General features: G+C 58.3%; 17 protein-coding genes. 4 read left to right on the forward strand and 13 right to left on the reverse strand.

What is annotated here, in order from left to right; genetic code table 11:
- Positions 1 to 596 precede the first annotated feature (596 nt).
- Positions 597 to 2,801, reverse strand: coding sequence for an OsmC domain/YcaO domain-containing protein (locus BSF44_RS25020; protein ID WP_095945784.1), 2,205 nt, complete (start codon positions 2,799 to 2,801; stop codon positions 597 to 599).
- 77 nt (positions 2,802 to 2,878) lie between these two features.
- Positions 2,879 to 3,757 carry a LysR family transcriptional regulator gene (locus BSF44_RS25025; protein ID WP_008047600.1) on the reverse strand — a complete coding sequence of 293 codons (879 nt, stop codon included), beginning with the start codon at positions 3,755 to 3,757 and terminating at the stop codon, positions 2,879 to 2,881.
- A gap of 100 nt (positions 3,758 to 3,857) precedes the next feature.
- Between BSF44_RS25025 and BSF44_RS25030 the strand changes: the two genes are divergently transcribed.
- Together BSF44_RS25030 and BSF44_RS25035 are read left to right on the forward strand one after the other, a co-directional pair.
- The gene (locus BSF44_RS25030; RefSeq protein WP_095945785.1) at positions 3,858 to 5,249 is read left to right on the forward strand and encodes an aldehyde dehydrogenase family protein; all 1,392 of its coding nucleotides are present in this window, start codon (positions 3,858 to 3,860) and stop codon (positions 5,247 to 5,249) included.
- Positions 5,250 to 5,993: 744 nt separating this feature from the next.
- Positions 5,994 to 6,200, forward strand: coding sequence for a hypothetical protein (locus tag BSF44_RS25035; RefSeq protein ID WP_095945786.1), 207 nt, complete (start codon positions 5,994 to 5,996; stop codon positions 6,198 to 6,200).
- On the opposite strand, the gene BSF44_RS25040 is transcribed toward BSF44_RS25035, so the two are convergent.
- Positions 6,187 to 6,492: a hypothetical protein gene (locus BSF44_RS25040; RefSeq protein ID WP_095945787.1), complete on the reverse strand. Its 306-nt coding sequence runs from the start codon at positions 6,490 to 6,492 to the stop codon at positions 6,187 to 6,189. The two genes, BSF44_RS25035 and BSF44_RS25040, sit on opposite strands and share 14 nt — an antisense overlap.
- Positions 6,493 to 6,598: 106 nt before the next feature.
- Here BSF44_RS25040 and BSF44_RS25045 point away from each other — a divergent pair, with 106 nt between their 5' ends.
- The gene (locus BSF44_RS25045) at positions 6,599 to 6,940 is read left to right on the forward strand and encodes a hypothetical protein (RefSeq protein ID WP_095945788.1); all 342 of its coding nucleotides are present in this window, start codon (positions 6,599 to 6,601) and stop codon (positions 6,938 to 6,940) included.
- Positions 6,941 to 7,007: 67 nt separating this feature from the next.
- Here BSF44_RS25045 and BSF44_RS25050 read toward each other — a convergent pair whose 3' ends face one another.
- The 10 genes from BSF44_RS25050 to BSF44_RS25095 all read right to left on the reverse strand — a co-directional run bounded on the left by BSF44_RS25050 (position 7,008) and on the right by BSF44_RS25095 (position 22,341).
- Entirely contained in the window at positions 7,008 to 7,289 is a 282-nt protein-coding gene (locus tag BSF44_RS25050) for an excalibur calcium-binding domain-containing protein (RefSeq protein WP_095945789.1), read from the reverse strand.
- A gap of 279 nt (positions 7,290 to 7,568) precedes the next feature.
- Positions 7,569 to 9,422: a polyurethanase gene (locus tag BSF44_RS25055; protein WP_095945790.1), complete on the reverse strand. Its 1,854-nt coding sequence runs from the start codon at positions 9,420 to 9,422 to the stop codon at positions 7,569 to 7,571.
- 105 nt (positions 9,423 to 9,527) lie between these two features.
- Entirely contained in the window at positions 9,528 to 11,225 is a 1,698-nt protein-coding gene (locus BSF44_RS25060) for a polyurethanase (RefSeq protein ID WP_095945791.1), read from the reverse strand.
- A 23-nt stretch (positions 11,226 to 11,248) separates the two neighbouring features.
- The gene (locus BSF44_RS25065; protein WP_095945792.1) at positions 11,249 to 14,230 is read right to left on the reverse strand and encodes an autotransporter serine protease; all 2,982 of its coding nucleotides are present in this window, start codon (positions 14,228 to 14,230) and stop codon (positions 11,249 to 11,251) included.
- 42 nt (positions 14,231 to 14,272) lie between these two features.
- The gene (locus BSF44_RS25070) at positions 14,273 to 15,640 is read right to left on the reverse strand and encodes a TolC family outer membrane protein (protein WP_095945793.1); all 1,368 of its coding nucleotides are present in this window, start codon (positions 15,638 to 15,640) and stop codon (positions 14,273 to 14,275) included.
- Positions 15,641 to 15,642: 2 nt separating this feature from the next.
- Positions 15,643 to 16,977, reverse strand: a complete 1,335-nt coding sequence (locus tag BSF44_RS25075) for an HlyD family type I secretion periplasmic adaptor subunit (RefSeq protein ID WP_371918296.1) — start codon at positions 16,975 to 16,977, stop codon at positions 15,643 to 15,645.
- Positions 16,978 to 16,988: 11 nt separating this feature from the next.
- Positions 16,989 to 18,764 carry a type I secretion system permease/ATPase gene (locus tag BSF44_RS25080; protein WP_095945795.1) on the reverse strand — a complete coding sequence of 592 codons (1,776 nt, stop codon included), beginning with the start codon at positions 18,762 to 18,764 and terminating at the stop codon, positions 16,989 to 16,991.
- Between the two features lie 111 nt (positions 18,765 to 18,875).
- Positions 18,876 to 19,280: an AprI/Inh family metalloprotease inhibitor gene (locus BSF44_RS25085; protein ID WP_095945796.1), complete on the reverse strand. Its 405-nt coding sequence runs from the start codon at positions 19,278 to 19,280 to the stop codon at positions 18,876 to 18,878.
- An 86-nt stretch (positions 19,281 to 19,366) separates the two neighbouring features.
- Positions 19,367 to 20,824, reverse strand: a complete 1,458-nt coding sequence (locus BSF44_RS25090) for a serralysin family metalloprotease (protein ID WP_095945797.1) — start codon at positions 20,822 to 20,824, stop codon at positions 19,367 to 19,369.
- A gap of 629 nt (positions 20,825 to 21,453) precedes the next feature.
- Complete coding sequence (locus tag BSF44_RS25095; protein WP_095945798.1) at positions 21,454 to 22,341, reverse strand: LysR family transcriptional regulator; 888 nt, start codon at positions 22,339 to 22,341, stop codon at positions 21,454 to 21,456.
- Between the two features lie 117 nt (positions 22,342 to 22,458).
- Between BSF44_RS25095 and BSF44_RS25100 the strand changes: the two genes are divergently transcribed.
- The gene (locus BSF44_RS25100) at positions 22,459 to 22,878 is read left to right on the forward strand and encodes a nuclear transport factor 2 family protein (RefSeq protein WP_095945799.1); all 420 of its coding nucleotides are present in this window, start codon (positions 22,459 to 22,461) and stop codon (positions 22,876 to 22,878) included.
- Positions 22,879 to 22,881 lie beyond the last annotated feature (3 nt).

Here is a 22,881-nt window from a genome sequence, read left to right on the forward strand (position 1 = left end):
GGAGTAACTTGTGATGCTGATAATCTGTTGACTAGCAGTCTGACTCCACAAGCACCCACACGAATTGCTTGATTCAGTTGTTAAAGAGCGGTTGGTTAAGATCTTTCGTCTCAACCGAGGCGCGCATTCTACAGCAGCCTCATTTGCTGTCAAGTGATTATTTTTTGAAGCTTTCAAAGTTTCGCTTGGAAATCTTTAACAACTTCAACCACTTGCGCTTCAGATCTCTCATCAGCGGGAGGCGAATTCTACAGCGTTACACGCTGCTGTCAACACCTCTTTTTCAACTCCCTTTCGGCTTCGATGAACTGAAGCAACCTGCTGCCGAAAACTGCGTAACTCATTGTTTACCAAGGAGTTTTCCGTTTCGACTGCGCCGGAAGTGGGGCGAATTATAGACACTTGTAATCTGCCGTCAAGCACTGATTCAGGCTTTCTATCAACAAGCTGCAAAAAACAGCAAAGCGCCCCAATGGACGCCTGTATAGAAGGACCAGAACGCCCCTCTATATAGAAGAGCTTCCTCATAGGCAGCCACAGCCCATGTCATAGCCAAAAAACAAAAAAGCACCCAAGGTGCTTTTTTGTTATCGCTATCAGCTAGACAAGGCCACCACCCTCGCCCGCGCCGTGTGCAGCTTTTTATAGCTGTCGATCAGGCGAAGGTGTCTGTCGAGACCTTCCAGTTTCATGCTCGTCGGCGTCAGACCATAGAAACGTACGCTGCCATCCACGGACCCTATCGCCGCGTCCATCCGCTCGTTGCCGAACATCCGGCGGAAGTTGACCTCGTAGTCGCTCAGTTCCAGATCATCGTCCAGCTGCATTTCCAGCACGACGTTCACGGCTTGATAAAACAAGCCACGTTCGACGGTGTTGTCGTTGTATTGCAAGAAGGCTTCCACCAGATCCTTGGCCTGGTCAAACTTCTGCAAGGCGAGATAAATCAGCAACCTCAGCTCCAGGATCGTCAACTTGCCCCAGGGCGTGTTGTCGTCGAACTCGATGCCGATCAAGGTGGTGATGTCGGTGTAATCATCCAGCTCGCTGTTTTCCAGACCCTTGGCCAGCGTTCTCAGGCCGACCTTGCTCAGGCTGTGCAGGTTCAGGATATCGGCGCGGAACTGCAGCGCTTTGTTGGTGTTATCCCAGATCAAATCTTCTACCGGATAAATTTCCGAGTAATCCGGCACCAGAATGCGGCAGGCCTTGGCGCCGATGTGCTCATAGACCGCCATGTACACTTCTTTGCCCATGTCTTCGAGAATGCCGAACAAGGTCGCGGCCTCTTCGGCATTGGAGTTTTCTCCGTGACCGGAGAAATCCCACTCAACGAATTCGAAATCCGGCTTGGCACTGAAGAAGCGCCACGAGACCACACCGCTGGAATCGATAAAGTGCTCGACGAAATTGTTCGGTTCAGTCACCGCCTGACCTTCGAAGGTCGGCTGAGGCAGATCGTTCAGGCCTTCGAAACTGCGGCCTTGCAGCAGTTCCGTCAGGCTGCGCTCCAGCGCCACTTCCAGGCTTGGGTGCGCGCCGAACGAGGCAAACACGCCACCGGTACGCGGGTTCATCAAGGTCACGCACATCACCGGGAACTCCCCGCCCAGCGATGCATCCTTGACCAGCACCGGGAAGCCCTGCTCTTCCAGGGCCTGGATACCCGCCAGAATGCCCGGGTATTTCGCCAGCACTTGCTGCGGCACATCCGGCAGGGCCATTTCGCCTTCGAGGATTTCGCGCTTGACCGCGCGCTCGAAGATCTCCGACAGGCACTGCACCTGGGCTTCGGCCAGCGTGTTGCCAGCGCTCATGCCATTGCTCAGGAACAGGTTTTCGATCAGGTTGGACGGGAAGTACACCACCTCATTGTCCGACTGGCGCACAAACGGCAGTGAGCAAATGCCCCGTTGGGTGTTGCCAGAGTTAGTGTCGTACAGATGCGAGCCACGCAACTCGCCATCCCGGTCGTAAACCTTCAGGCAGTACTCGTCGAGGATTTCACTCGGCAGTTCGTCCTTCGGGCCCGGCTTGAACCAGCGCTCGTCCGGGTAATGCACAAACGCAGCGTTGGCGATGTCCTCGCCCCAGAACTGATCGTTGTAGAAGAAGTTGCAGTTGAGCCGCTCGATAAACTCGCCCAGAGCCGATGCCAGCGCACCCTCCTTGGTCGCGCCCTTGCCGTTGGTAAAACACATCGGCGAGTGCGCATCGCGGATGTGCAGCGACCACACATTGGGCACGATATTGCGCCACGAAGCGATTTCAATCTTCATGCCCAGGTCGGCCAGAATGCCCGACATGTTGGCGATGGTTTGTTCCAGCGGCAGGTCCTTGCCCACAATGCAGGTGCCCGCTTCGCCAGTCGAGTGCGGCATCAGCAACGCCTGGGCATCGGCGTCGAGGTTTTCGACCTCTTCAATCACGAACTCAGGCCCGGTTTGCACCACCTTCTTTACCGTGCAACGGTCGATGGAGCGCAAGATCCCCTGACGATCCTTGGCGGAGATGTCCGCCGGCAATTCGACCTGAATCTTGAAAATCTGGTTGTAGCGGTTTTCCGGATCAACAATGTTGTTCTGCGACAGGCGGATATTTTCGGTGGGGATATTGCGGGTTTCGCAATACAACTTCACGAAGTACGCCGCGCACAATGCCGACGAAGCCAGGAAGTAATCGAACGGCCCCGGTGCCGAGCCATCGCCCTTGTAGCGAATGGGTTGATCGGCAATCACCGTGAAGTCGTCGAACTTGGCCTCAAGTCGAAGGTTGTCGAGAAAGTTGACCTTGATTTCCATGCGTGCTTACCAGAATAACGAGCTATACAATTTGGCCGCCATTATCCGGTTTTTCAGCACAGACCGTTAACTTTCCACTATTTTTCGACCAACACCACCCCGCGCTCCTCAAGCAAGCGCACAAACATAGTCAGGCTCTGCGACACCGTCCCCCTGCGCCACACCAGCCAGGTGCGTAAATAGCGGAACGACTCCGACAACGGCCAGACGCTGACCGTCGTGCAACCAGGCATGCTTTCGAGCATGCTGCGGGGCATCAGCGCCAGACCGGCACCGGCGCTGACGCAGGCCAGCATGCCGTGATAGGACTCCATTTCGAAAATCTTGCCGGGCACCGCCGCGCCATTGGCGAACCAGCTTTCGAAGTGGTGGCGATAAGAGCAGTTGGAGCGGAAGGCATAGATGTTTTCGCCATTCACATCCTTGGCCCGATGAATCGGCTCATGGTTGAGCGGTGCGATCAGGACCATTTCCTCTTCGAAAGCCGGCACGCCCTCCAGCGCCGGATGCAGCACCGGACCATCGACAAATGCAGCGGCCAGTCGCCCCGACAGCACGCCATCGATCATGGTCCCGGAGGGGCCGGTGGACAGGTCCAGTTCGACCTTGGCGTGCTTCTGGTTATAGGCGGCCAATAGCTCTGGAATACGTACCGCCGCAGTACTTTCCAGCGAGCCCAGGGCGAAGGCCCCCTGCGGTTCTTCACCCGCCACTGTCGCGCGCGCCTCCTGAACCAGGTCGAGAATACGACGAGCGTAATCCAGAAAACTCCATCCGGCCGGCGACAGGCGCAGGCGACTCTTCTCGCGGATAAACAGGTCCACACCCAGATCCAACTCAAGCTGCTTGATTCTGGTGGTGAGATTCGATGGCACCCGGTGGATATGCTGGGCAGCCACGCTGATGCTGCCGTGCTCGGCGACAGCCTTGAAAATTTCGAGCTGAACCAGATCCAAGTCATTCTCCAAACGTGAACGTTACGCTCAGTATTATTCAGTTTCCAGAAAACATACAGCCCCATACCCTGAGCACATTCCTACCTCGCAGGACGGTGCCATGACCCACGTACCCAGCCTTACCCATGCCATTTCGATCAACCCGACCACGGGCGAGCAGATCGGCCATTACCCTTTCGAATCCGATTCGGTATTACAGGCCGCGCTGACGCGGGCCGCTGCCGGGTTTCGCGCCTGGCGCAGCAAACCGGTTGAACTGCGCGCGCAGCTTTTGATCAACCTCGGCCAGGCCTTGCGCAACAATGCAGAGGCCATGGCGAACATGATCACCCTGGAAATGGGCAAGCCGATTGCTCAGGCCCGCGGCGAAATTGAAAAATGCGCGCAGCTCTGCGAGTGGTACGCCGAACACGGCCCTGCCATGCTGAACCCGGAGCCAACCCAGGTGGAAGGCGGCAAGGCACACATTGAATATCGCCCCCTCGGCCCGATCCTCGCCGTGATGCCGTGGAACTTCCCCATCTGGCAAGTCCTGCGCGGCGCGGTCCCGACATTGCTCGCCGGTAATACCTTCGTGCTCAAGCACGCGCCCAACGTCATGGGCAGCGCCTACCTGCTGCTGGAGGCCTTCAAGCAAGCGGACTTCCCTGAAGGAGTTTTCGAGGTCATCAACGTCACCCCGGAAGGTGTATCCAGGGCGATCGCCGATCCACGCATCGCGGCCGTCACCCTCACCGGTAGCGTGCGTGCGGGCATGGCCATCGGTGCTCAGGCCGGAGCCGCACTGAAGAAATGTGTATTGGAGCTGGGTGGCTCCGACCCCTTTATCGTGCTCGACGACGCGGACCTCGATGAGGCTGTGAAAGCCGCCGTGATCGGACGTTATCAAAACACCGGGCAAGTCTGCGCCGCTGCCAAACGCCTGATTATCGAGCAAGGCGTTGTCGAGGAGTTTACCCGCAAGTTCGTCGAAGCCACCCAACAACTGGTCGTCGGTGATCCGCGGGCTACCACCACCTATATCGGCCCGATGGCTCGCTTCGATCTGCGCGACGAACTGGATCAACAGGTGCGAGCCACACTGGAAGAAGGCGCGACCTTGCTGCTGGGTGGAAACAAGACGGAAGGCCCTGGCAACTACTATGAGCCCACCGTACTCGGCGACGTGACCGATCAGATGACTTCATTCAAGCAGGAATTGTTTGGCCCTGTGGCCTCAATCATCACAGCCCGAGACGCCGCCCATGCGCTGGAACTGGCCAATGACAGCGAGTTCGGCCTCACCGCCACCCTCTACACGCGCAATGCCGAACTTGCCCGGCAGATGGCAGGCGAACTTGAAACCGGCGGCGTGTTCATCAACGGCTATAGCGCCAGCGATCCGCGTGTCAGTTTTGGTGGCGTGAAGAAGAGCGGCTTTGGCCGGGAGCTCTCGCACTTCGGGGTACGCGAATTCTGTAATGCACAGACGGTTTGGCTGGATCGGCGTTAAGGGAGCGTAGTGCTCCGAACTGGCTCAACTTGCCGACTGTTTCTCTGGAGCTCAGAAGTAAAGAACCCGGCTCGGTGGCCGGGTTCTGTTTTCATTCTTGAATGGGAAGGTCAGCTCGCAGTTCCTGCATGGTGAGCAATCCCAGCTTTCTGGGATTGCCACACATCCAGCAGGAACATACCTTCCCATGGTTTGCAAAAAGACCTGCGTTTTTCTCGCTGGTTGACCAGCATTCATACGCCTTTTGCTTTAAATAGAAGCGAGCCTTTATGCGGCGCGTATCGTGTCGTCGTTGAGCTCTAGACATGGTTTTCTCCTAAGCCGAATGCGGCGAAGCCCCGGCAGATTTCTCTGGCGAGGCTTTGTTCGGCTCATTCCTAAATACATAGAAATGACAGGATTAAATTAATTTCGCTCTTCCACTCATTGATGTCAACAGGCATTCACGCGACCCGCTCGATCCATAATCCTCGGCTTCCAGAATCCCCCCGGCGTGCGTTTGCGCATCGTAGTCAAAAGCTTAGACCAACCCGAAAAATCACTCACTCATCTGTCGCATCCGATCACGGTGAAGCCATGATTATCGCCATCGCAACGCCCAATGACCAACCGCCCCTCGTTGGAACGCCTCCCAGTCGGGTTGTCTTGTTGTCATTGTTATCTCTGTAACTTAAAATAATGGCGGATTGCCCGTATCGTTGAGGCCCACTCGTTACCACCGATTTGATCTTACAGGGACGAACAATGCATAAGTACACATTAAGCTATGAACACATCAACACACCAAAAACCAAAATCGGCCAGGCGCCTGAGCGAATAGATGCCCATGAGTTGCTGCTGGAAGTGCTGGGAGTGGGCGGTAAAGACGGCCCAATAATCTTCGGGACAAAGTCGCTGCAGGAATCGCTCGAGCTCATGAAATTCAAAAACGTCCGAGTTACCTGGTTGTAGGATGATCCGCCACGAAGAGCTTCCGAACCACGCCGCCAGTTGAAATATTCCCCCGCTTCGCCATCTCGACTGACTCAGCCGCGGTGGCGCCCATATCCATCGCGGTCATCGCGTGATCCGAACCGCTACCAATGACGTACGGCCTTTCGAGCCAGGTTGGCGTTTTGCAAAGGCCATCCGTCTCGCTGTACGCGGCATAGCAAAGTTTCTCGCCGTCGAACGCCCAGCCTGCAATGGCGCAGATCGCACCGGGCATGAGAAGCGTGCCGGTCATAACACACAGATTGCCCATGTCTATATCCTCGTAGCAGGTCGCGACACTTGCCACTCGGCGATCAACACCAGGAACGCGCCTACACTGAGATGTACAACGATTGAGAGGACATGGGGCTCCACTCATGCGCACTAGCACCCTTGTGATACTCATCATCAGCTATGCCGTGCTGATGGTGGTTTTTTTCAAGCTAAATGCTCGAAACAATCGACGCCGCAGAGAAAGTCTTTACGAAGCCTTTGAAACTACAATGCGCGAGCATGGGATCAAGTCATTCGAGATCATCAAGGAAAGTATTTATATCGGTAACAACTTTCGGTCATCAGAACTGCACCGGATATTGTTAGACGATTCCGGGCACTACTTTCTTTATTTCCAGGCCAGTGGAACACAGCCAGTTTTCATGCCGCTGACCGAAGAGCGAGCCTTACAAGCTGCACAGGGTGACATGGGAATTCAGGCATAGATCATCGCAACCGCTGATGCTGACCTGTACCAGAGACACATGCAGCCTGCCGATGAGCAGCGAGTAATCACCGACACCACTGCTTCTCACAAGGTATCCCGTCGTTGTCGCCATCCATTTCCATTCCTGGGCAATTTTGCAAAAAGTTTGTGGCCTCTGCGCACGAGGTCATCTGCGAGCAATATTTGCGCCCATCGCATTTGACTGGGGCCGAAACAGGCTTTGGCGCAGTCACGAGCGTGGCGGTGATTTGGGGACTCGATAGCCGAGCTTCAGCCCAGGACTGTAATTGAGGGGAAAACTTCCAAGCCAACAGACCAACAACAAGCACAACCAAAATCAGTTTCATCTTGATCCATCCATGATGAGAGACCGTTTGTGTTCACACGTTGCCTGCTTTCAGCGTAACCCAATAATTCACATACAGCCTGCCAGAGAAGCTGCAAACTGCTACGCGGGACGGAAGGAAGAAGAAAGGCCGGGATCGCAATGTCCCTCTCCTCTGCCCACTCGGTGTGGGCAGTTTTCCATATCGTTCATCGCGGGCAAGCCTGCTCCCACAAGGTTGACGCATATCCTGTGGGAGCAGGCTTGCTCGCGATGAGGCCCTGCAGAAGCCGTATCACACTCAGGCGATAACGATCCCGCCGCTGGACAGACTGTCCAGCCCCACGCCTACCAGCGTCACCGAGTCATTGCCAAACGTCAGCACGGTATCCTGCCCCACCACCGAGGCATGGGACCGGAAGTCGTCGTTCGGCGTCACGTCCTGAACCCCGAGAAACACCAGTTTGTCATTCGCCTGATACCCAACCACCCGGTCCTGGCCGAACGCGCCGCTGAACAGGAACGTATCGATCCCGCCCCCTGACTCCAGCAGGTCGTTGCCTGCCCCGCCGACAAACACGTCGTTGCCCTTGCCACCGATCAGATGATCGTTGCCGTCCAGGCCAAACAACCAATCACCAACAGCCTGTGCCTTTAGCGTATCGGCCCCTGCACCGCCCTTCACCGTTGAGGCGTACTGTGTCAGTTGATTGCCGATCGCGAGGCCATTGGCGGTCACGCTGTGGGTCACGTCATCCTTGAACAGTCCCCACAGGAAACCCGGCTCTTCGGTCACGATGCTACCGATGTCGCGGGTGATGCTGATGCCGCCATTGGCGTCGCGGATGTACAGGTTGCCGGCGCCGTCATTGGCAAAATCGAAATTCTTCACCGACTGCTGCAAATCGAACACGTTATTACCCTTGCCGCCCAGCAGGATGTTGTAGCCACCGCTGTCTCGAAAGGTGTCGTTGCCGTCGCCGCCGTCCAGATAGTCATTGCCCTTGCCACCCTGAATCAGGTCGCTGCCGTCACTGCCAATGATGAAGGTACTGCCTTTGTGGGTTTCAGCATTGCGGTTCAGGTCCTGGACCCAGGTGTTGGCGCGTGCCGGGTCCGAAAGATTGGCAACGATGATCGTCGAGTCTTTACTGGTGAGGTCGTAGAACTTCGACTCCAGCACCCGGGTCATGCCGTCGCCGTAAGCGGTGGGCAGGTGTGAAATCCAGGTCGGGATGTTGAGGATGGAAAATGGCAGCAGGTTCCACGCCGTCGACGCGTAGTGGTCGTTGAAGCTGACGATGTTGTTGGTCGCCGAGTCTTGATGGGCATCGTGTACGCCGACCGACGCCAGGTTGAACGATGAACCGTCGAGCGCACGGAACACCGGATCGTTTTCATAGCCGATATTCAGCACTTTATCGGTGGCGCTTTGGGTCGGTGAGGCATAAGCGACGTAGTTCGAGTCCTTGAAGAAACCGCCCCATTTATCGTTGCTCAAGTCCGCCAGGCTGTTGACTGCCAGCCCGCCGAGGCTGTGCCCGCTGACCAGTACGTCCTCGCCTGACAGGCCATTGGCGCTGGCGAACGCAGCAACGTCGCCGAACAGTTTTGCGAAGGCCTCGCCTGCGTAGTTTTTCGCATAATCCTGGGGACCCAATGCCGCCAGCAGGTCATTGATCACATCGCCGATGGAGTCGCTGATCTGGCTTTCCCGAGGGCCGCTGGTGCCGCGAAAGGCGATGCCGATTTCCGTGAGATGACCCTGCGCATCGTACTTGCCGAGGATCTCCACCTGAGCGCTGGTGTACCCGGCCTTTTCACCAAAGAAGGTTCCGCGCGCATCCGTCTTGCCGTCATAGCCCAGCTGCGTGGCGGTGATGGGTGTCCAGCCGGCCTTCTGCACCGCATCCAGTGCGGCTTTTTCGGAATCGGGGTTCCAGGGAATGCCGGGAATCACGCCTTGGGAATCGGTGCCGCCAATCAGCGCCGTGACCAGGGTTGCCGGCAAACCTGCGCCGAATCCGTTGTGCTGGTAACCGGTGGCAAAGCCGTTGTCGAGGTTGTGATAGGAATACAGCGTGATTGCCATCGCGTCGGTAAACAACGCTTTGGCGTCTGCTGTGCCGAGGTTTTTGTAGTCGTATACACCCATGGGTATTGCCTCTCTCTCTTTGTTGGAATTGTCAGAGATAGCTCACGACCGGGACGCCTCGATCACGAGACGCCCCGGAGCATCCAGTGCAGTTGTTTGAACCCGTTACGCAAACACGAACCCGGAAGCCGAAAGGGTATCCAGCCCGACGCCTACCAGGCTCACGGAAAAGTCGCCGACCTTAAGCAGCGTGTCTTGACCGGCCTGTGACGCATGCTGCCGGTAGTCGTAGCCCTGCCCCGCGCCTTCCACGCCCATGAACACCAGTTTGTCGCTGCTCTGGTAGCCATTGATCGCATCGAACCCGAAGGCACCGCTGAACAGGAACATGTTGCTGCCGCCACCGGAATGCAGCACATCGTTGCCGGCGCCGCCGACGAAGGTCACATGGCCCATGTCGCTGCGCAGCAAATCATCCCCCCCGTTACCGAACAACCAGTCGCCCACGACACTGGCCACCAGCGTGTTGCCCAAAGCGTCACCGTTGAGCGAATGGCTGTAGTGGGTCAATTCGCTGTCATTGAGCAGACCATTGGCAGTCACGCTGTAGGTGACTTCCTTGCTCCCCCACCACGACCCGGACTCCTTGCCCACCAGCGCGCCGATGTCCCGGGTCATGCTGATGCCGCCATACGCGTCGCGCACGAACAGCGTGCCGTCGCCGTCATTGGCGATGCTGAAGTTCTGCAACGGTTTCTGCAGCTCGAAGGTGTTGACGCCCTTGCCCCCCGACAGAATGTTGAAGCCGCCGTCATCACGGAAACGGTCGTTGCCGTCACGGCCTTCGATGAAGTCATTGCCGAGGCCGCCCTTGAGCAGGTCACCGCTGTCGGTACCGATGATGAACGTGCTGCCGGTGTGTGGTTCGCCACTGCGTCCGAGATCCTCGACCCAGGTCGAACCCCGTGACGACTGCGACAGGTTGGAAACGATCAGGGTCGAATCCTTGTCGGTCAACTCGTAGAAGCGCGAGTCGATCACCCGGTTCAATCCGTCGGCGTAGCCCAGCGAGCCATGGGCCGACCAGTTCAACGGATTGAGAATGCTGAATGGCACCAGGTTTTGCGCAGTGGACGCGTAGTGATCGTTGAAGTTGACGATGTTGTTGGTGGCCGACGCTTGGTGAGCGTCATGTTTGCCCAGCGAGCCGCTGCTGAAGGTGGTGCCGTCGAGTACCCGAAACACCGGATCGTTCTCGTAACCGATGTTCAGCACGTTATTGCCAGTGGAGCTCTGGGTTGGCGAAGCGAATGCTACGTAACTGGCATCCTTGTAGAAGCCACCCCAATTGTTCCCGCTCAACTCGGCGACGCTGTTGACCCCCAAGCCACCGAGGCTGTGACCGCTGACCAGCACGTCCTCGGCACCGAGGCCATGGGCGATGGCAAACGCAGCCACTTTACCGAGCAGCGTATCGAAGGCGTTTTTTGCGTAGTGGGTCGCGTAATCCACTGGGCCAACCGCCGCCAACAGGTTGTTTTTCATATCGCCGAACGTGTCGTTGAAGCCGAGCCCACCGGTGCCACGAAAAGCAATGCCGATACCGATCAGTTTTCCGGCGGCGTCGTACTTGCCGAGCACTTCGGCTTCGGCGCTGGTGAAACCGTCCTTCTCGCCAAAATACGTGCCCTGCGCCCCGACCTTGCCTTGATACCCCAGGGCATTGGCGCCGATCGGTGCCCAGCCATTGGCCGGTAATGACTGGCCGGTAGGTGCGTAGGCATACAATGTCAGGGCAATGGCATCGCTGTACAACACCCTGCCCGCCTCGCTGCCGGCATTTTTGTAATCAAACAGTCCCATGTTGTGCGCTCTCTTCCTTCAAGTCAGAACTGCCAGGCCAGGGTCAGGCCCACACCATGGTCCTTTTCCTTTGAGCCAAGCAGTCCGTTGTAGTCCAGGCTCAACCGGGTATCGCGGCCCAGCGCCAGACCGGCCCGAGCGCCGACCAACGCAGCATTACGATCCAGCGACACGCTCTGCACGGTGAAACCGCTGTTGCCATTGGCGAAAGCCAGGTGGCTTTCAGAACTTGTATTGCTCAGGTTGTGCTGCCAGCCAAGCGTTGCCGCCAGTTCCAGTTGTTTGTCCCCGGTCAACGCAAAGGCCTTGCCGGCCCGCACGCCGAGCGTCGACAGCAGCACGTCGCGATTGTCCTCGCCGCCCTTCAGCGCGGCGGCATCGCCCTTCTCGGTGAAGCTGTCGCTGTGCAAGTGCACGTAGGCCAGATTGGCGAACGGCTCCAGCGCCAACGGTTGCAGATCGAGGCGATACGCCGCTTCGGTGAACAGCTGCGCGGTGGTCCCATCGCGTTTGGATTTCTGCTGGCCGCTGACCGCGCCCAATTGCAGGTCGCGTTTGACGTCGATGCGATGCCAGCTATAAGCGCCACCGACGCTCAGACGCAGGGCATCGATTTCATGCCCCAGATATGCACCCAGGTGATAGCTGTCGACCGAGGCCGACGAGTGCGTGCCATCGCCCATACTCAGCGAGCTGTCGCTATAGCCGGTCACAAAACCGAGCCGGGTATCTTCAGCGATCAAGCCGTCGACACCGGCCAGCAAACCGCCGATGGAGCTGGTGGAATCGGCATTGTCATGCCCACCGTCACTCTTGCCCCAGGCGCCGAGCACCTTGAGCCAGGCGTTGCTGCGATCATCGGTCGGTGCGCCGGTATCGAACAGATCGCGCTCACGCAGACGCTCGCCCACCGCATCGCGCAGGTAACGGCTGTCGTTGATCAGCAGCGTGCCGATCGCCGGGTGAATCTCGCCGGACAATTGCTGGAAGGCTTGTTGCGCGACGGCTGCGGTTGGCGACAGAAGCAAGGTTTCGTACAGCGGATTGCCCGCGCCCAAATGCTCGGCAGCCGCGCCGACGGCACGCTGGTTCGGCGTAAGGCCGACACTGGCGAACGACGCGGCACTGCGTTCCACCGCCAGTTGAATACCGTTCGCCGAATAGTCGAGGGTACCGCCGAGGAACACATAATTGGGCACCACCTCACCGAAGCGCCCTTCGATGCCGTCAGCCGCCTGCAGGATGTTGTACTGGATGCCGAGCAGGGATTTCGCCTCGCTGGTGGTCAGCAGCGTCGGGCTGTTTTCCAGCGCCAAGCTGACGGTGGCGCCTTCAATCACTGCTTTACCGCCCGCAATGATCTGATCGCTGCGGGTTGGCGATAGCTCGACCGCATAGGTCGAACCGGGTTCGAAGGTCACGTCACCGGCCACATTCAAGATGCCGATGGAGTTGCCCGGCGCCACGGTACCGCCGCCGTTCGCGGTCAGCGCGCCGATCCGCCCGGAACCGCCGAGGGTGCCGCGGTCATTGACGGTAACGGCCGACGTCAGCGAACCGTTGACTGTCAGCAGACCGCCATTGACCGTGGTCGCGCCACGATAGGTGTTGTCACCGGTGAGAATCAGGCGACCGGCGCCGGATTTGATCAGGCTGCCCTGATAAAGCCGGTTGGCTGCCGCTGCATCACGGGCCATGCCGACCGCGTAGTCGGACTGCTCCTGCTGACCGGCACCCGCCGCAACGCCATGCTGCCAACCCTTGTCTTGCAGGGTTTGCTGCCAGGCGTTGTGTTCGGCGAGGTCTTCGCTTTGCCGCTGAATCAGCGCCTTGTCAGAGATGTCGTTGCTCCAGACATCGCTCTGCCCTGCCTCCAGGTTAGCGTCAAACGTCGCGAGCAATTGCCCTGGCCCGCGCATCGCCCTGCCCAGGTTGGCCACACCCCAGCCTATCTGCCCGCCCGGCGCATCAGTGACCGAGCCATCGAGCTGGGTGGCGCTAGTCAGCAACACTTCGAGTGCCTGCTGATTGTTCATATACGGGTAGCGTTCCATCACCAGTGCCAGCGCGCCAGTGGCATGCGGCGCAGCCATCGAGGTGCCGGACTTGATCGCGTAACCGCCGCCGGGAATGGTGCTGTCGATCTTCGCCCCCGGTGTGGTGATACACCAGTATTTGGCGATGCCGCACTGGTTGTACTTCTGCCGATTGCTTTGGTCCAGCCCCGACACCGCCAGCCAATGGCCCTCGAGATCCGGCTGAAAGTACGGCAGCGCCGAACGCACGCTGGCGTTCGGGTAGCCACTGTTACCAGCGCTGAACACGTTGATCACGCCACGGCGGGACACATCGGCAGCGGCATCGAGCCAGGTGCCTTTATTCCAGTGTTGGGCGTAGGCGTTGTGCAGATCGGCCAGTGTACGGTAGCTGACGTCAGGCGGCTGACTGCCCCAACTGTTGTTGATCGCCCGCACGCCAGCATCCGCCAGGGCGTTGTACACCGCGCTGAAGTAGCGCGAATCGGGGTTGGGGCCGAACAGGAAACTGTCGTTCCTGTTGGTGTTGCCGACATGGATTTGTGCGTTGTACGCCACGCCGTGCATGCCGAAACCGTCGCGGGAGGCGCCCATGGTGCCGACCACGTGGGTGCCATGGGAGTCGTTGTTGGCGTTGAACGAACCGTCGACGTTGAACGCTGAGCCATCAACATAAGTACCGCTGGCCATGACCGCGTGATATCGGTCAGTGGCGAATTCGGGATGGGTGGAATCGAAGCCGGAATCAAGGGCGCCGATCTTCACGTTTTTACCGGTGATACCCGCTGCGTAGGCTTGATCGGCTTGCATCCTGCCCAGACCCCAGTCGCGTTGAAACTCGGCGCTGCGCCAACTGGCGGGATCGCCGAGGGTGCCGGTATCCAGCCAGGCCGCGGCGGCCGGTTCCGAGCCCGCGCCAATCAATAGCAACAGCATGCCGACCGGGGCCGGTTTGATGCGTACGTCCATGTTGAACACTCACTTTTTTGTTTTTGTGTAGGTTCTGCGGTGTTACCGAGTCCTCGGCCCCTGGCCAAACGCCTCGTCCACCCGAGCCAAATCCTGCTCGCTCAAGGTGCCCGCGTAGTAATGCAACCTGGTCCAGGCCATCAGGTAGTCGTAGCGGGTCTGGGCCAGGTCTCGGCGGGTAGTGAACAGTTGTTGTTCGGCGTTCAGCGCATCGAGGTTGACCCGCTCACCGCCCAGGATGCTTTGCTTGGTCGACACCACCAGCGCTTCAGCGGAAGTCAGGGCTTTTTGATAGGCCCGCAGCTTGCTCACCCCCGACAGGCAGGCGCTGAACTGCCGACGTAGCTCGATCAGGGTTTCCCGGGTCTTGCCGTCCAATTCGTACTCGGCCTGCTCCATCGCACGGCTGGCCTGCCGGGTCGAAGCCGAGACCCCGCCGCCGGCATACAACGGCACATTGACTTCGATGCCGATGGTGTTGGTGTCGTAACGCTGGTTGTAGGTGTTGCCGCTTTCGGATTCGTTCTGGCGCACCGTGGCGTAGGCGCTGACCTTGGGCAGGTGCCCGGCGCGGTTGCGTTCGACTTCGTGGCGCGCCACCTCCAGCGCCTGACGCTGGGAGGCCAGGTTCGGGTTATTGGCCACCGCCATCTCGTGCCAGGTGTCGTAATTGGCCGGTTGCAGGGTGAAGGTCTGAAAGTTCTGCTCCAGCGGCGCCAGATCGGCGATGTCGATAGTGGGCACGCCGACGAGCGCACCCAGTTCGCGCAAGGACGCATCCTGTTCGTTACGCGCCTCGATTTCCTCGGCAGTTGCCAGTTCATAGCGCGACTCGGCTTCGAGTATGTCGGTACGCGTGCCTTCGCCCTGGCGAAACATCTGCTCGTTCTGCTGGAACTGTTGCTCGAAGGCTTTTTTCCTGGCCAGGGCAATGTCGATCTGGTCCTGGGCGAACAAGGCCTTGGTGTAGTTCTCCAGCACCCGAACCAGCAACTCCTGGCTTTTGCCGCGAAAGTTTTCATCGGCGAACAACGCCTGCGCCACGCCCTTGCGATAAGCGGCGTAGGCCTCGTAGTCGAGCAACGGTTGTTGCAAGGTCAGGCTTGAACCGTAACTGCTGTAGTGGCGGTCGTCGGTCTGGTTTTGCCGGTGCTCGTTCAAGTAGGTGGCCTTGGAAGAGTTGCGGCCCTTGTTGTAGTTATAACCCAGCCTCGGCAACAGCCCGGCGCGGCCGATGGCGCGGTTTTCCAGGCCGGCGTCGCGCTCCTTGATCGCGCCGAGGAATACCGGGTCGTTGCGCAACGCCTGTTCGTAAATCTCGAACGGCCCCGTGGCCGCTACTGCCGGGTTGCCCGCCAGCAGCAGGAGTGTCGCCCCAAGCATGGAAAGCTTATTCATACAACCGAACATCCTTATTCCTCGGTCAACGCGGAGCCTGCCCGGTCGAGCAGCGGTTTGAACAAATAGTTGAGGAGTGAACGTTCACCGGTGCGCACAAACATTTCCGCCGGCATGCCGGGTTTGATCACCAGACCGTTGAGCTTTTCCATGGCCTGATCGCTGACGCTGCTGCGCAGCACGTAATACGGTGCGCCGGTTTTCTCGTCGAGCATCTGGTCCGCGGAGATCAGGCTGACTTCGCCTGGTACTCGCGGGGTGCGGCTCTGGTTGAACGCTGTGAACAGGATGTCCACCGGCAAGTGCGTGCCAACCTTGTCGACCAGGTTGATCGGCAAGTGCCCTTCCACTTCCAGGCGCGTGCCCTGGGGCACGATCTCCAGCAGAATTTCGCCCTGGCGCACCACCGCGCCGACCGTGTGAACCCCAAGATTGACCGCGACACCATCGGCCGTGGCGAGGATCTCGCTGTGTTGCAGGTCGAATCCGGCGGAGGTCAGTTGCTCCTCCAGGGTCACGCTTTTGAGCTGCGCATCGGCCAGTTGGGTGCGGACTTCCTTCTGATACTCCTCGATGTGTTGTTGCAACTTCAGGCGCGATTCGAGGATTCCCTGCTCCACACGACCGCTTTCACCGGTGTTTTCTGCCAATTGCTGTTGAACTTGCGACAGCTGCCGCTGGTACTCCATCAGCCGGTTGCGCGGGATGTAGCCGTTGTCCGCCAGGGGTTGAAGATTGCTCAGCTGTTGTTGCAGCGAGTTGGCCTGGGCGCTCAGGTCGGTACGGGCGCGGCGCATGCCGGCCAATTGCGCGCCAGCGCCGTCGATGCTGGCACGCAGGGCCGCTTGTTCGCGGGAGAAAGCATCGCGGCGGCTGCTGAACAACTGGCGCTGGCCTTCCAGCACCAACGCCAGGCGCGGATCGGGATCGTTGCTCAGCTCGGTGGGGAAACTCACTTGTTTCAGGTTGTCCCGCTCGCTCTGCCAACGCGCCAGGCTGGCCCAGGCCATGCGGTACTGCGCTTGCAGGGATTGCACGTCGGCGGCGACCTGGGTCCGGTCGAGCTGGAACAGCGGCTGGCCCTGTTTCACCACCTGACCTTCGCGCACCAGAATCTGACTAACGACGCCGCTGCTCATCGATTGCACCGCCTTGCGCTTGCCCGACACCACCACCGTGCCTTGCACCGCAATGCCCTGATCGAGCGGCGCCAGACTGGCCCAGGCGAAGAAACTGCCAGCGCCGACGATCGCCAGAATCCAGCCCAGCCGGGCAAAGTAACGTGCGTCGCGCTCAGGACGTTCCGCGAGGTAATCGTGTTCCATCGTGGCTTCATTTTGACTGTTCATGTGTGCGCGGCTCATACACCCGAGTTCCTTGTCGTGGGCTGATACTGCCGGCTCATGCTGAGCCCGCCCGGCGTCTGTGCAGCTTTTTCACGTTGCTGTTCCTGGACGCCGGAAAGTGCCTTGAGTACCTCCTGGCTCGGGCCGAATGCCTGCAAGCGACCGTCATTGAGCACCAGCAGCTTGTCGGCCTGGGCCAGCGCGCAGGAGCGATGGGTGACCAGAATCACGCTGGTGCCCTGGGCCTTCATTTGTGCGATCGCACCGGCCAGGGCCGCTTCGCCCACGGTGTCGAGGTTGGAGTTCGGTTCATCCAGCACCACCAGGCTCGGTTGGCCATACAGCGCACGGGCCAGCGCCACGCGTTGTTTCTGCCCACCGGACAAACCGCTGCCGTCCTCGCCGAGTACGGTGTCGTAGCCCTGGGGCAAACGCAGGATCAGTTCATGGACGCCGGCCTGCTGCGCGGCTTCAACGACTTTATGTGCATCGGCTTCGCGGAACCGCGCGATGTTTTGCGCGATGCTGCCGCTGAACAATTCGATGTCCTGTGGCAGATACCCGATGTAGGGACCGAGGTCGTCGCGGTTCCAGCGATGGATATCCGCACCGTCGAGCCGCACCGTACCGCCGAGGGTCGGCCAGACACCGACCAGCACCCGGGCCAATGTCGACTTGCCGGAACCCGAAGCGCCGAGCACCCCCAGCACCTCCCCCGCAGCGAGGCTGAAATTGACCATATGCAGGGTCGCCGCACGTTGCCCCGGAGGACTTGCGCTGACTTGCTCGAAACTGATCTGGCCCTTCGGCGCCGGCAGCGCCATGGCTTCGTCACTCGGTGGAAACGCTTGCAACAAGGCATCGAGACGGCGGTAAGCGAGTTTGGCGCCACTCCACTGTTTCCATACGGCGATCAACTGATCGATGGGGCTCAGGACGCGGCCCATCAGGATGGAACCTGCAATCATCATCCCGGCAGTCATGTCGCCCTTGATCACCAGCAAGGCGCCAAGGCCCAGTACCAGGGATTGCAGACACAGGCGCAGGGTTTTGCTCAAGGAGCTGATAACGGCACCCGTGTCACTGGCCTGGTTCTGCAGGCCGAGGAAAGCTGAATGCACCTGGAACCAGCGGTTGCGCAAAGCCCCCAGCATGCCCATGGCCTGGATGGTTTCGGCGTTATGCAGGTGACTGGTGGCCAGTTGGCTGGACTTCTGGGAAAAACCCGCCGCTTCGCCCAAGGGATTTTTGGTCATCGCCTCATTGAGCCAGGCCAGCCCGATCAGCAGCACCGCACCCGCCGTGGCAAAGACCCCGAGCCAGACGTTGAACAGATAGATCACGAACAGGTAGACCGGAAACCAAGGCGCATCGAAGAAGGCAAACAACGCCGGGCCGGTGACAAACTGACGGATGTGCGTCAGGTCGCCCAATGCCTGCCCTGCGTTACCCTCGCCCTTGAAAAGATTACGTTCGAAAGCCGCCTGATAGACCCGCAGGTTGAAGCGCCGCTCCAACTGACTGCCAATACGGATGACGATAAAGCTGCGAATAACTTCCAGCAAACCGATAAAGGCAAAGAACCCGACAACCATCAGCGACAACATGGCCAATGTCGTTTCATTTTGCGAAGACAAGACCCGATCATAGACCTGAAGCATGTAAATAGAGGGCACTAACATCAGAACATTGATCAGTGCGGTGAAACTGGCGACGCTAATCAAAATACCCTTGTAATCACCAAGCGCTCGAACTAGCGGTGCAGCAGGAGTGGTCTTCGCCATCTTCATTAATCTTCCTTGAGTTGATTACTCACAGGCACAACCCATTACGCCATTCGTTAAACGAACAGACCCGCTTTTTAGATAGAGGCATTGGGCCGCCAACTTGACCTGATGCTTTTACTCTGGTGCTCGCTGCAGCGACACATTGAATCCAACAGGCAATGTCAGCTTATAAAACTCACTCTTCTGTCGACTGAAAAATGCTGTTTTCGAACCTTCATGGTTGGTCAACGCAATCCCGTCCGGCTCGGGAAACCAGCCGGAGGGAGCCTGCCCCAGCCAGCGCACCATACAATCGAGTTGCCCGCCCAGCGTATGGTCCAGTTTCAATTCAATCAGGCAACCATTTGACTGTCGGTCCTGCAACAACGCGGACGAGCCTTCCCGGACTTGCCATTTTCCGGCGAGTTCCGACGGGTCCGCTAATTTCAGGCTGTTTGCCATGCTGACATCTCCAAAAAACATCATCAGCGTCGTCGATAGCCATACGCTTTTTTTGCAGGTAAAGACGCGTTGCGTCATAGGACGTTTTACTCCCCATCGTAGCTTTGTTCGCAGCGAGGACAGAGGGCGGCGCATGAAGCGCCGTCCTCCTTTCTCACGTCACATCACGCCGCGATGTCAGAGTACGCCGCCTGGCCCACGGTGCTGACCAGGAAGTCAGCCACGCCATGCCCGGAGAAGTCCACCGACAACAGGCTGTTACCGCCCGAATTGCTCAACACCGCATCGCCTGCCGCACCGGTGAATGCACTGACAAAATGCAGGCCTGCGCCGTTGGTGATGCCGGTCAGGTCGATTTTGTCCAGGCCGCTGACAAAATCGAGGATCTGGTCGACCGCACCGGGTTTCGAGTCGCTGCTGGCCGCGAACACGAAAGTGTCCGAGCCGACGCCGCCCCACAACTTGTCCGCACCACCAGCGCCGTAAAGAATGTCGTTGCCGGCACCGCCCTTCAGCTCGTTGGACAGGTTGTTGCCGATCAGCAGGTCGCTGCCCGAACCGCCGATAGCGTTCTCGACAGTGACGCCCTTGGCAATGGAGACGTTACCCACCATGCCACCAACGTCGGAGAACGAGGCTTCATTGAGGTTGATCTTCTGGTTCTGGGTGAAACCGGAGAAATCCAGAGTATCCTTGCCGCCCGCGTCCCACACCGAGAACACCACTTTATCCGACGATGAAGACGCGCTGAGGAAATCGCGTCCGGCGTTGGAATTGAAGCCGTAGGTGGTGTCGCCGGTACGGAGCGTGGTGTTGGCGCCGTAGAGCTTCTGAATGGCTGCGATATCGTCCATCAGCGGGCCGGACGAATAGGCTTCGACGCCACCCTTGCTGAAGTTCTGACTGGTATTACTTTCACTCCAGTAGCTCATGACGCTGTAGCCGCGGGTGTCTTGCCCGTAGGACGCGTCGTTGTAGGTCGGCGCGCCTTCGCCGGCGTTGTAGTCGCCAGGGTGGGCCAGGCCCAGGGAGTGACCGATTTCGTGGGTCAGGGTTTGCCGGCCATAGTTATTCAGGTCCGGGGTCTTGTTGGGCGTGTAGCTGCTGTTGATCAGGTACCAGGAAGTTCCGTCATAACCGGCGCCCGTGCCAGGCAGGTAAGCAAACGCCGCTGCGCCATCCTGGCCGCCGCTGTAGTTACCGAAGGTCATGTGACCATCGCCGCCGGCAGTCTTGTCAGTGAAGGTGACATTGGCCACGTCCGCCCAGGATTGCATGGCGAGCACAGCCTGGGCTTTCTGTTGCGCGCTGAACTGACTGAACCCGGTAATCCCGTGCTTGTACAGGGTGCTCGACGAGGCCGAGGTCAGGAACGTATAGGTGAGTTCGATTTTGCCGCTGCCGTCCTTGTCCTGGTAGGCAGCACCGTCGCGCAGCAATTGGGTGGCGGCTTGGTCGACGGAGAACGAGGGTTTGCCATTGACCGTGAGGTTGCCACCTCGATCATATTGATGGCTGAAGCTATTGATCTGGTTGAAAGCCGAACTGGCTACAGCCAATGCTTGCAATGGCTGGAATGCCTGTTCGGCGGAATCAATAGCGTGGACTTTTACTTTCGACATAAACACACTTCCTTGTTTAGCTATGGAACAGTTTTTGTCAGATAGCGACAATCTCTGGCGAGATTGCCTTATCACTCGCCCATTGAAGGCGAAAGAAAACTGACACAATTCGAAATCAAACGTCTACTACTTTTTTGACGTCAAATTGTGTTACCCAAGCAAATGCCCGAAAACAATAGGCGTGATGTAGGCTCTGTTATCTAAAAAATAGGCGGAGCGGAATAATTGTCTGACAATCGACAATTTAATTATTAAATAATGGTAAATTTATTTTGTAGACTACTTCGCACTTCTCACATTTATTCTAGATGTGCCCGCACACTCTTTTCATTGGATTAAACGTTTAGTGAGTTATCTCGGTGGTGTTCTATCCAACACCTTGCGAACCCTTCATTTCACCCTGGATGTGGCGGGTTTTGCGCACTGCCTTACACTGCATTACACCCAATGCGCACGAATGACTGTGCAACGGCTCCCATCAGGCAGATATGACCGGTACGGCTCATGTGCTCACCCTTTGAGTGGGTATTTGATAAGCGCTCCACGCTCATCGCAAAACCCAGTCTATTGCACGGAGACCCGTACACAGTAGAGATCGTTATTGTTCCGATACTCACGGACAACCTATATCAGAGGTACCCTTCGACATTTTCCATGGACAGGGCTTCGAGCAACACCTGCTCCAGGATGGCAAAAAAACCTTTGATGTGGGCCTGTTTTAATGCCTGAGGCCGGGTCACCAGATAGACCTCCATATCCGGAAGGTGGAGATCCGGGAACAACCCGATCAGATCCTTCGCCACTATACGGGGCAGTACGGCCACCCCCATGCCTCGCCTCACCGATTCGAGCTGCACGGCGAACGAGTTCACGCTGATCTGCGCGCGGTCCAGACCACCGGCCTTTGCCGCACGCATTTGCGGCAACATGTCCAGCGGGGGAAGCAAGGCAATATTGAGTGCAGTGGCCGGGGTCACCCCTGGAAACCGCTTCAGATAACCTGCATCAGCGAAGACGCCGTAGGCGAGCCGGCCTATGGGTCGATAAATCAGCGACGGCTCACCCAGATGAGCTGTACGTACAGCTATGTCTGCCACGCCGCGGACGATCTTGTGAAAGTCGGCGGTGACCATCAGCTCCACCGAGCAACGCGGGTGTACAGAAGTGAAACGACTCGCGGCTTCCAGCACACAAGACGAGAACCCCTCACCTGCACTGACCAGGACACTGCCAGACAGCTCTGTGTGTAGCTCGGATAGGCCAGCAGCGGTTTGACGCCTCAAGCCCGCTTCCGCCGCCTGGGCAACTTCCACGAGGGATTGACCCCGCGAGGTCAACCAGCATCCTTCAACGCCCCGCTCGACGAGCGGCTCGCCCAGTGCGACCTCAAGTTGGGTCAGGCGGCGGGACACGGTAGACGCCGCAATACCCAGCAACTGGCCAGCTTGAAGGAAGCTGCCACGCCGCGAGACTGCCAACAGCAGACGAAGATCGTCCCAATTTGCTTGCAATGCCATGCGTCCTTTCCTCCCTGGTCTGCATATGTGCAAATCCATTATGCAGTAGTCGCTGTTTTTCGGCAGAGGCCTCAAAGGTATATCTACAGGCCCTCGAAACGAATGGAATGGACTGTAATGACGACTGGCCCCAACGACTATGCGCAACGCGCCTCAAGCGCCTTCAATTGCCGTGATGTGGAGGCGATGCTTGCGTTGGTTAGCGAAGACTTCATCTACCTCGACGGCATGGGGATTCAAACCGGTCGCGACGCCATGCGCAAAAGAGAGACTGCGCTGTTCTACGCGTTCCCCGATGCCCAGGTGGCCTTCACCCCATTCATGGTCGCTGACGATCTTTTGGCGCTGACGGCCTTACTGACCGGCACCTTCGCCGCACCCCTGGTGCTGCCAGGCCGGGTGATTGCACCCCATGGACGCCATATTGCCGTGCACTACGCCGCACACTTCACCTTCAAAGACGGACTGGCCATCCGTGAAGAGGTCTACTTCGACAGTGCGGTGTTGATGCCGTTAGCCGAACAGGGTGAGGATTGAGCC

This window comes from Pseudomonas sp. ACN8, assembly GCF_002303925.1.
Lineage (GTDB): Bacteria > Pseudomonadota > Gammaproteobacteria > Pseudomonadales > Pseudomonadaceae > Aquipseudomonas.

What these genes read in the sequence shown, in the direction of transcription:
- BSF44_RS25020 (WP_095945784.1), bottom strand. Translation starts at nt 2,801, where the DNA reads ATGGAAATCAAGGTCAACTTTCTCGACAACCTTCGACTTGAGGCCAAG.
- BSF44_RS25030 (WP_095945785.1), top strand. Translation starts at nt 3,858, where the DNA reads ATGACCCACGTACCCAGCCTTACCCATGCCATTTCGATCAACCCGACC.
- BSF44_RS25035 (WP_095945786.1), top strand. Translation starts at nt 5,994, where the DNA reads ATGCATAAGTACACATTAAGCTATGAACACATCAACACACCAAAAACC.
- BSF44_RS25040 (WP_095945787.1), bottom strand. Translation starts at nt 6,492, where the DNA reads ATGGGCAATCTGTGTGTTATGACCGGCACGCTTCTCATGCCCGGTGCG.
- BSF44_RS25045 (WP_095945788.1), top strand. Translation starts at nt 6,599, where the DNA reads ATGCGCACTAGCACCCTTGTGATACTCATCATCAGCTATGCCGTGCTG.
- BSF44_RS25050 (WP_095945789.1), bottom strand. Translation starts at nt 7,289, where the DNA reads ATGAAACTGATTTTGGTTGTGCTTGTTGTTGGTCTGTTGGCTTGGAAG.
- BSF44_RS25055 (WP_095945790.1), bottom strand. Translation starts at nt 9,422, where the DNA reads ATGGGTGTATACGACTACAAAAACCTCGGCACAGCAGACGCCAAAGCG.
- BSF44_RS25060 (WP_095945791.1), bottom strand. Translation starts at nt 11,225, where the DNA reads ATGGGACTGTTTGATTACAAAAATGCCGGCAGCGAGGCGGGCAGGGTG.
- BSF44_RS25065 (WP_095945792.1), bottom strand. Translation starts at nt 14,230, where the DNA reads ATGGACGTACGCATCAAACCGGCCCCGGTCGGCATGCTGTTGCTATTG.
- BSF44_RS25070 (WP_095945793.1), bottom strand. Translation starts at nt 15,640, where the DNA reads ATGTTCGGTTGTATGAATAAGCTTTCCATGCTTGGGGCGACACTCCTG.
- BSF44_RS25075 (WP_371918296.1), bottom strand. Translation starts at nt 16,977, where the DNA reads ATGAACAGTCAAAATGAAGCCACGATGGAACACGATTACCTCGCGGAA.
- BSF44_RS25080 (WP_095945795.1), bottom strand. Translation starts at nt 18,764, where the DNA reads ATGAAGATGGCGAAGACCACTCCTGCTGCACCGCTAGTTCGAGCGCTT.
- BSF44_RS25085 (WP_095945796.1), bottom strand. Translation starts at nt 19,280, where the DNA reads ATGACGCAACGCGTCTTTACCTGCAAAAAAAGCGTATGGCTATCGACG.
- BSF44_RS25090 (WP_095945797.1), bottom strand. Translation starts at nt 20,824, where the DNA reads ATGTCGAAAGTAAAAGTCCACGCTATTGATTCCGCCGAACAGGCATTC.
- BSF44_RS25095 (WP_095945798.1), bottom strand. Translation starts at nt 22,341, where the DNA reads ATGGCATTGCAAGCAAATTGGGACGATCTTCGTCTGCTGTTGGCAGTC.
- BSF44_RS25100 (WP_095945799.1), top strand. Translation starts at nt 22,459, where the DNA reads ATGACGACTGGCCCCAACGACTATGCGCAACGCGCCTCAAGCGCCTTC.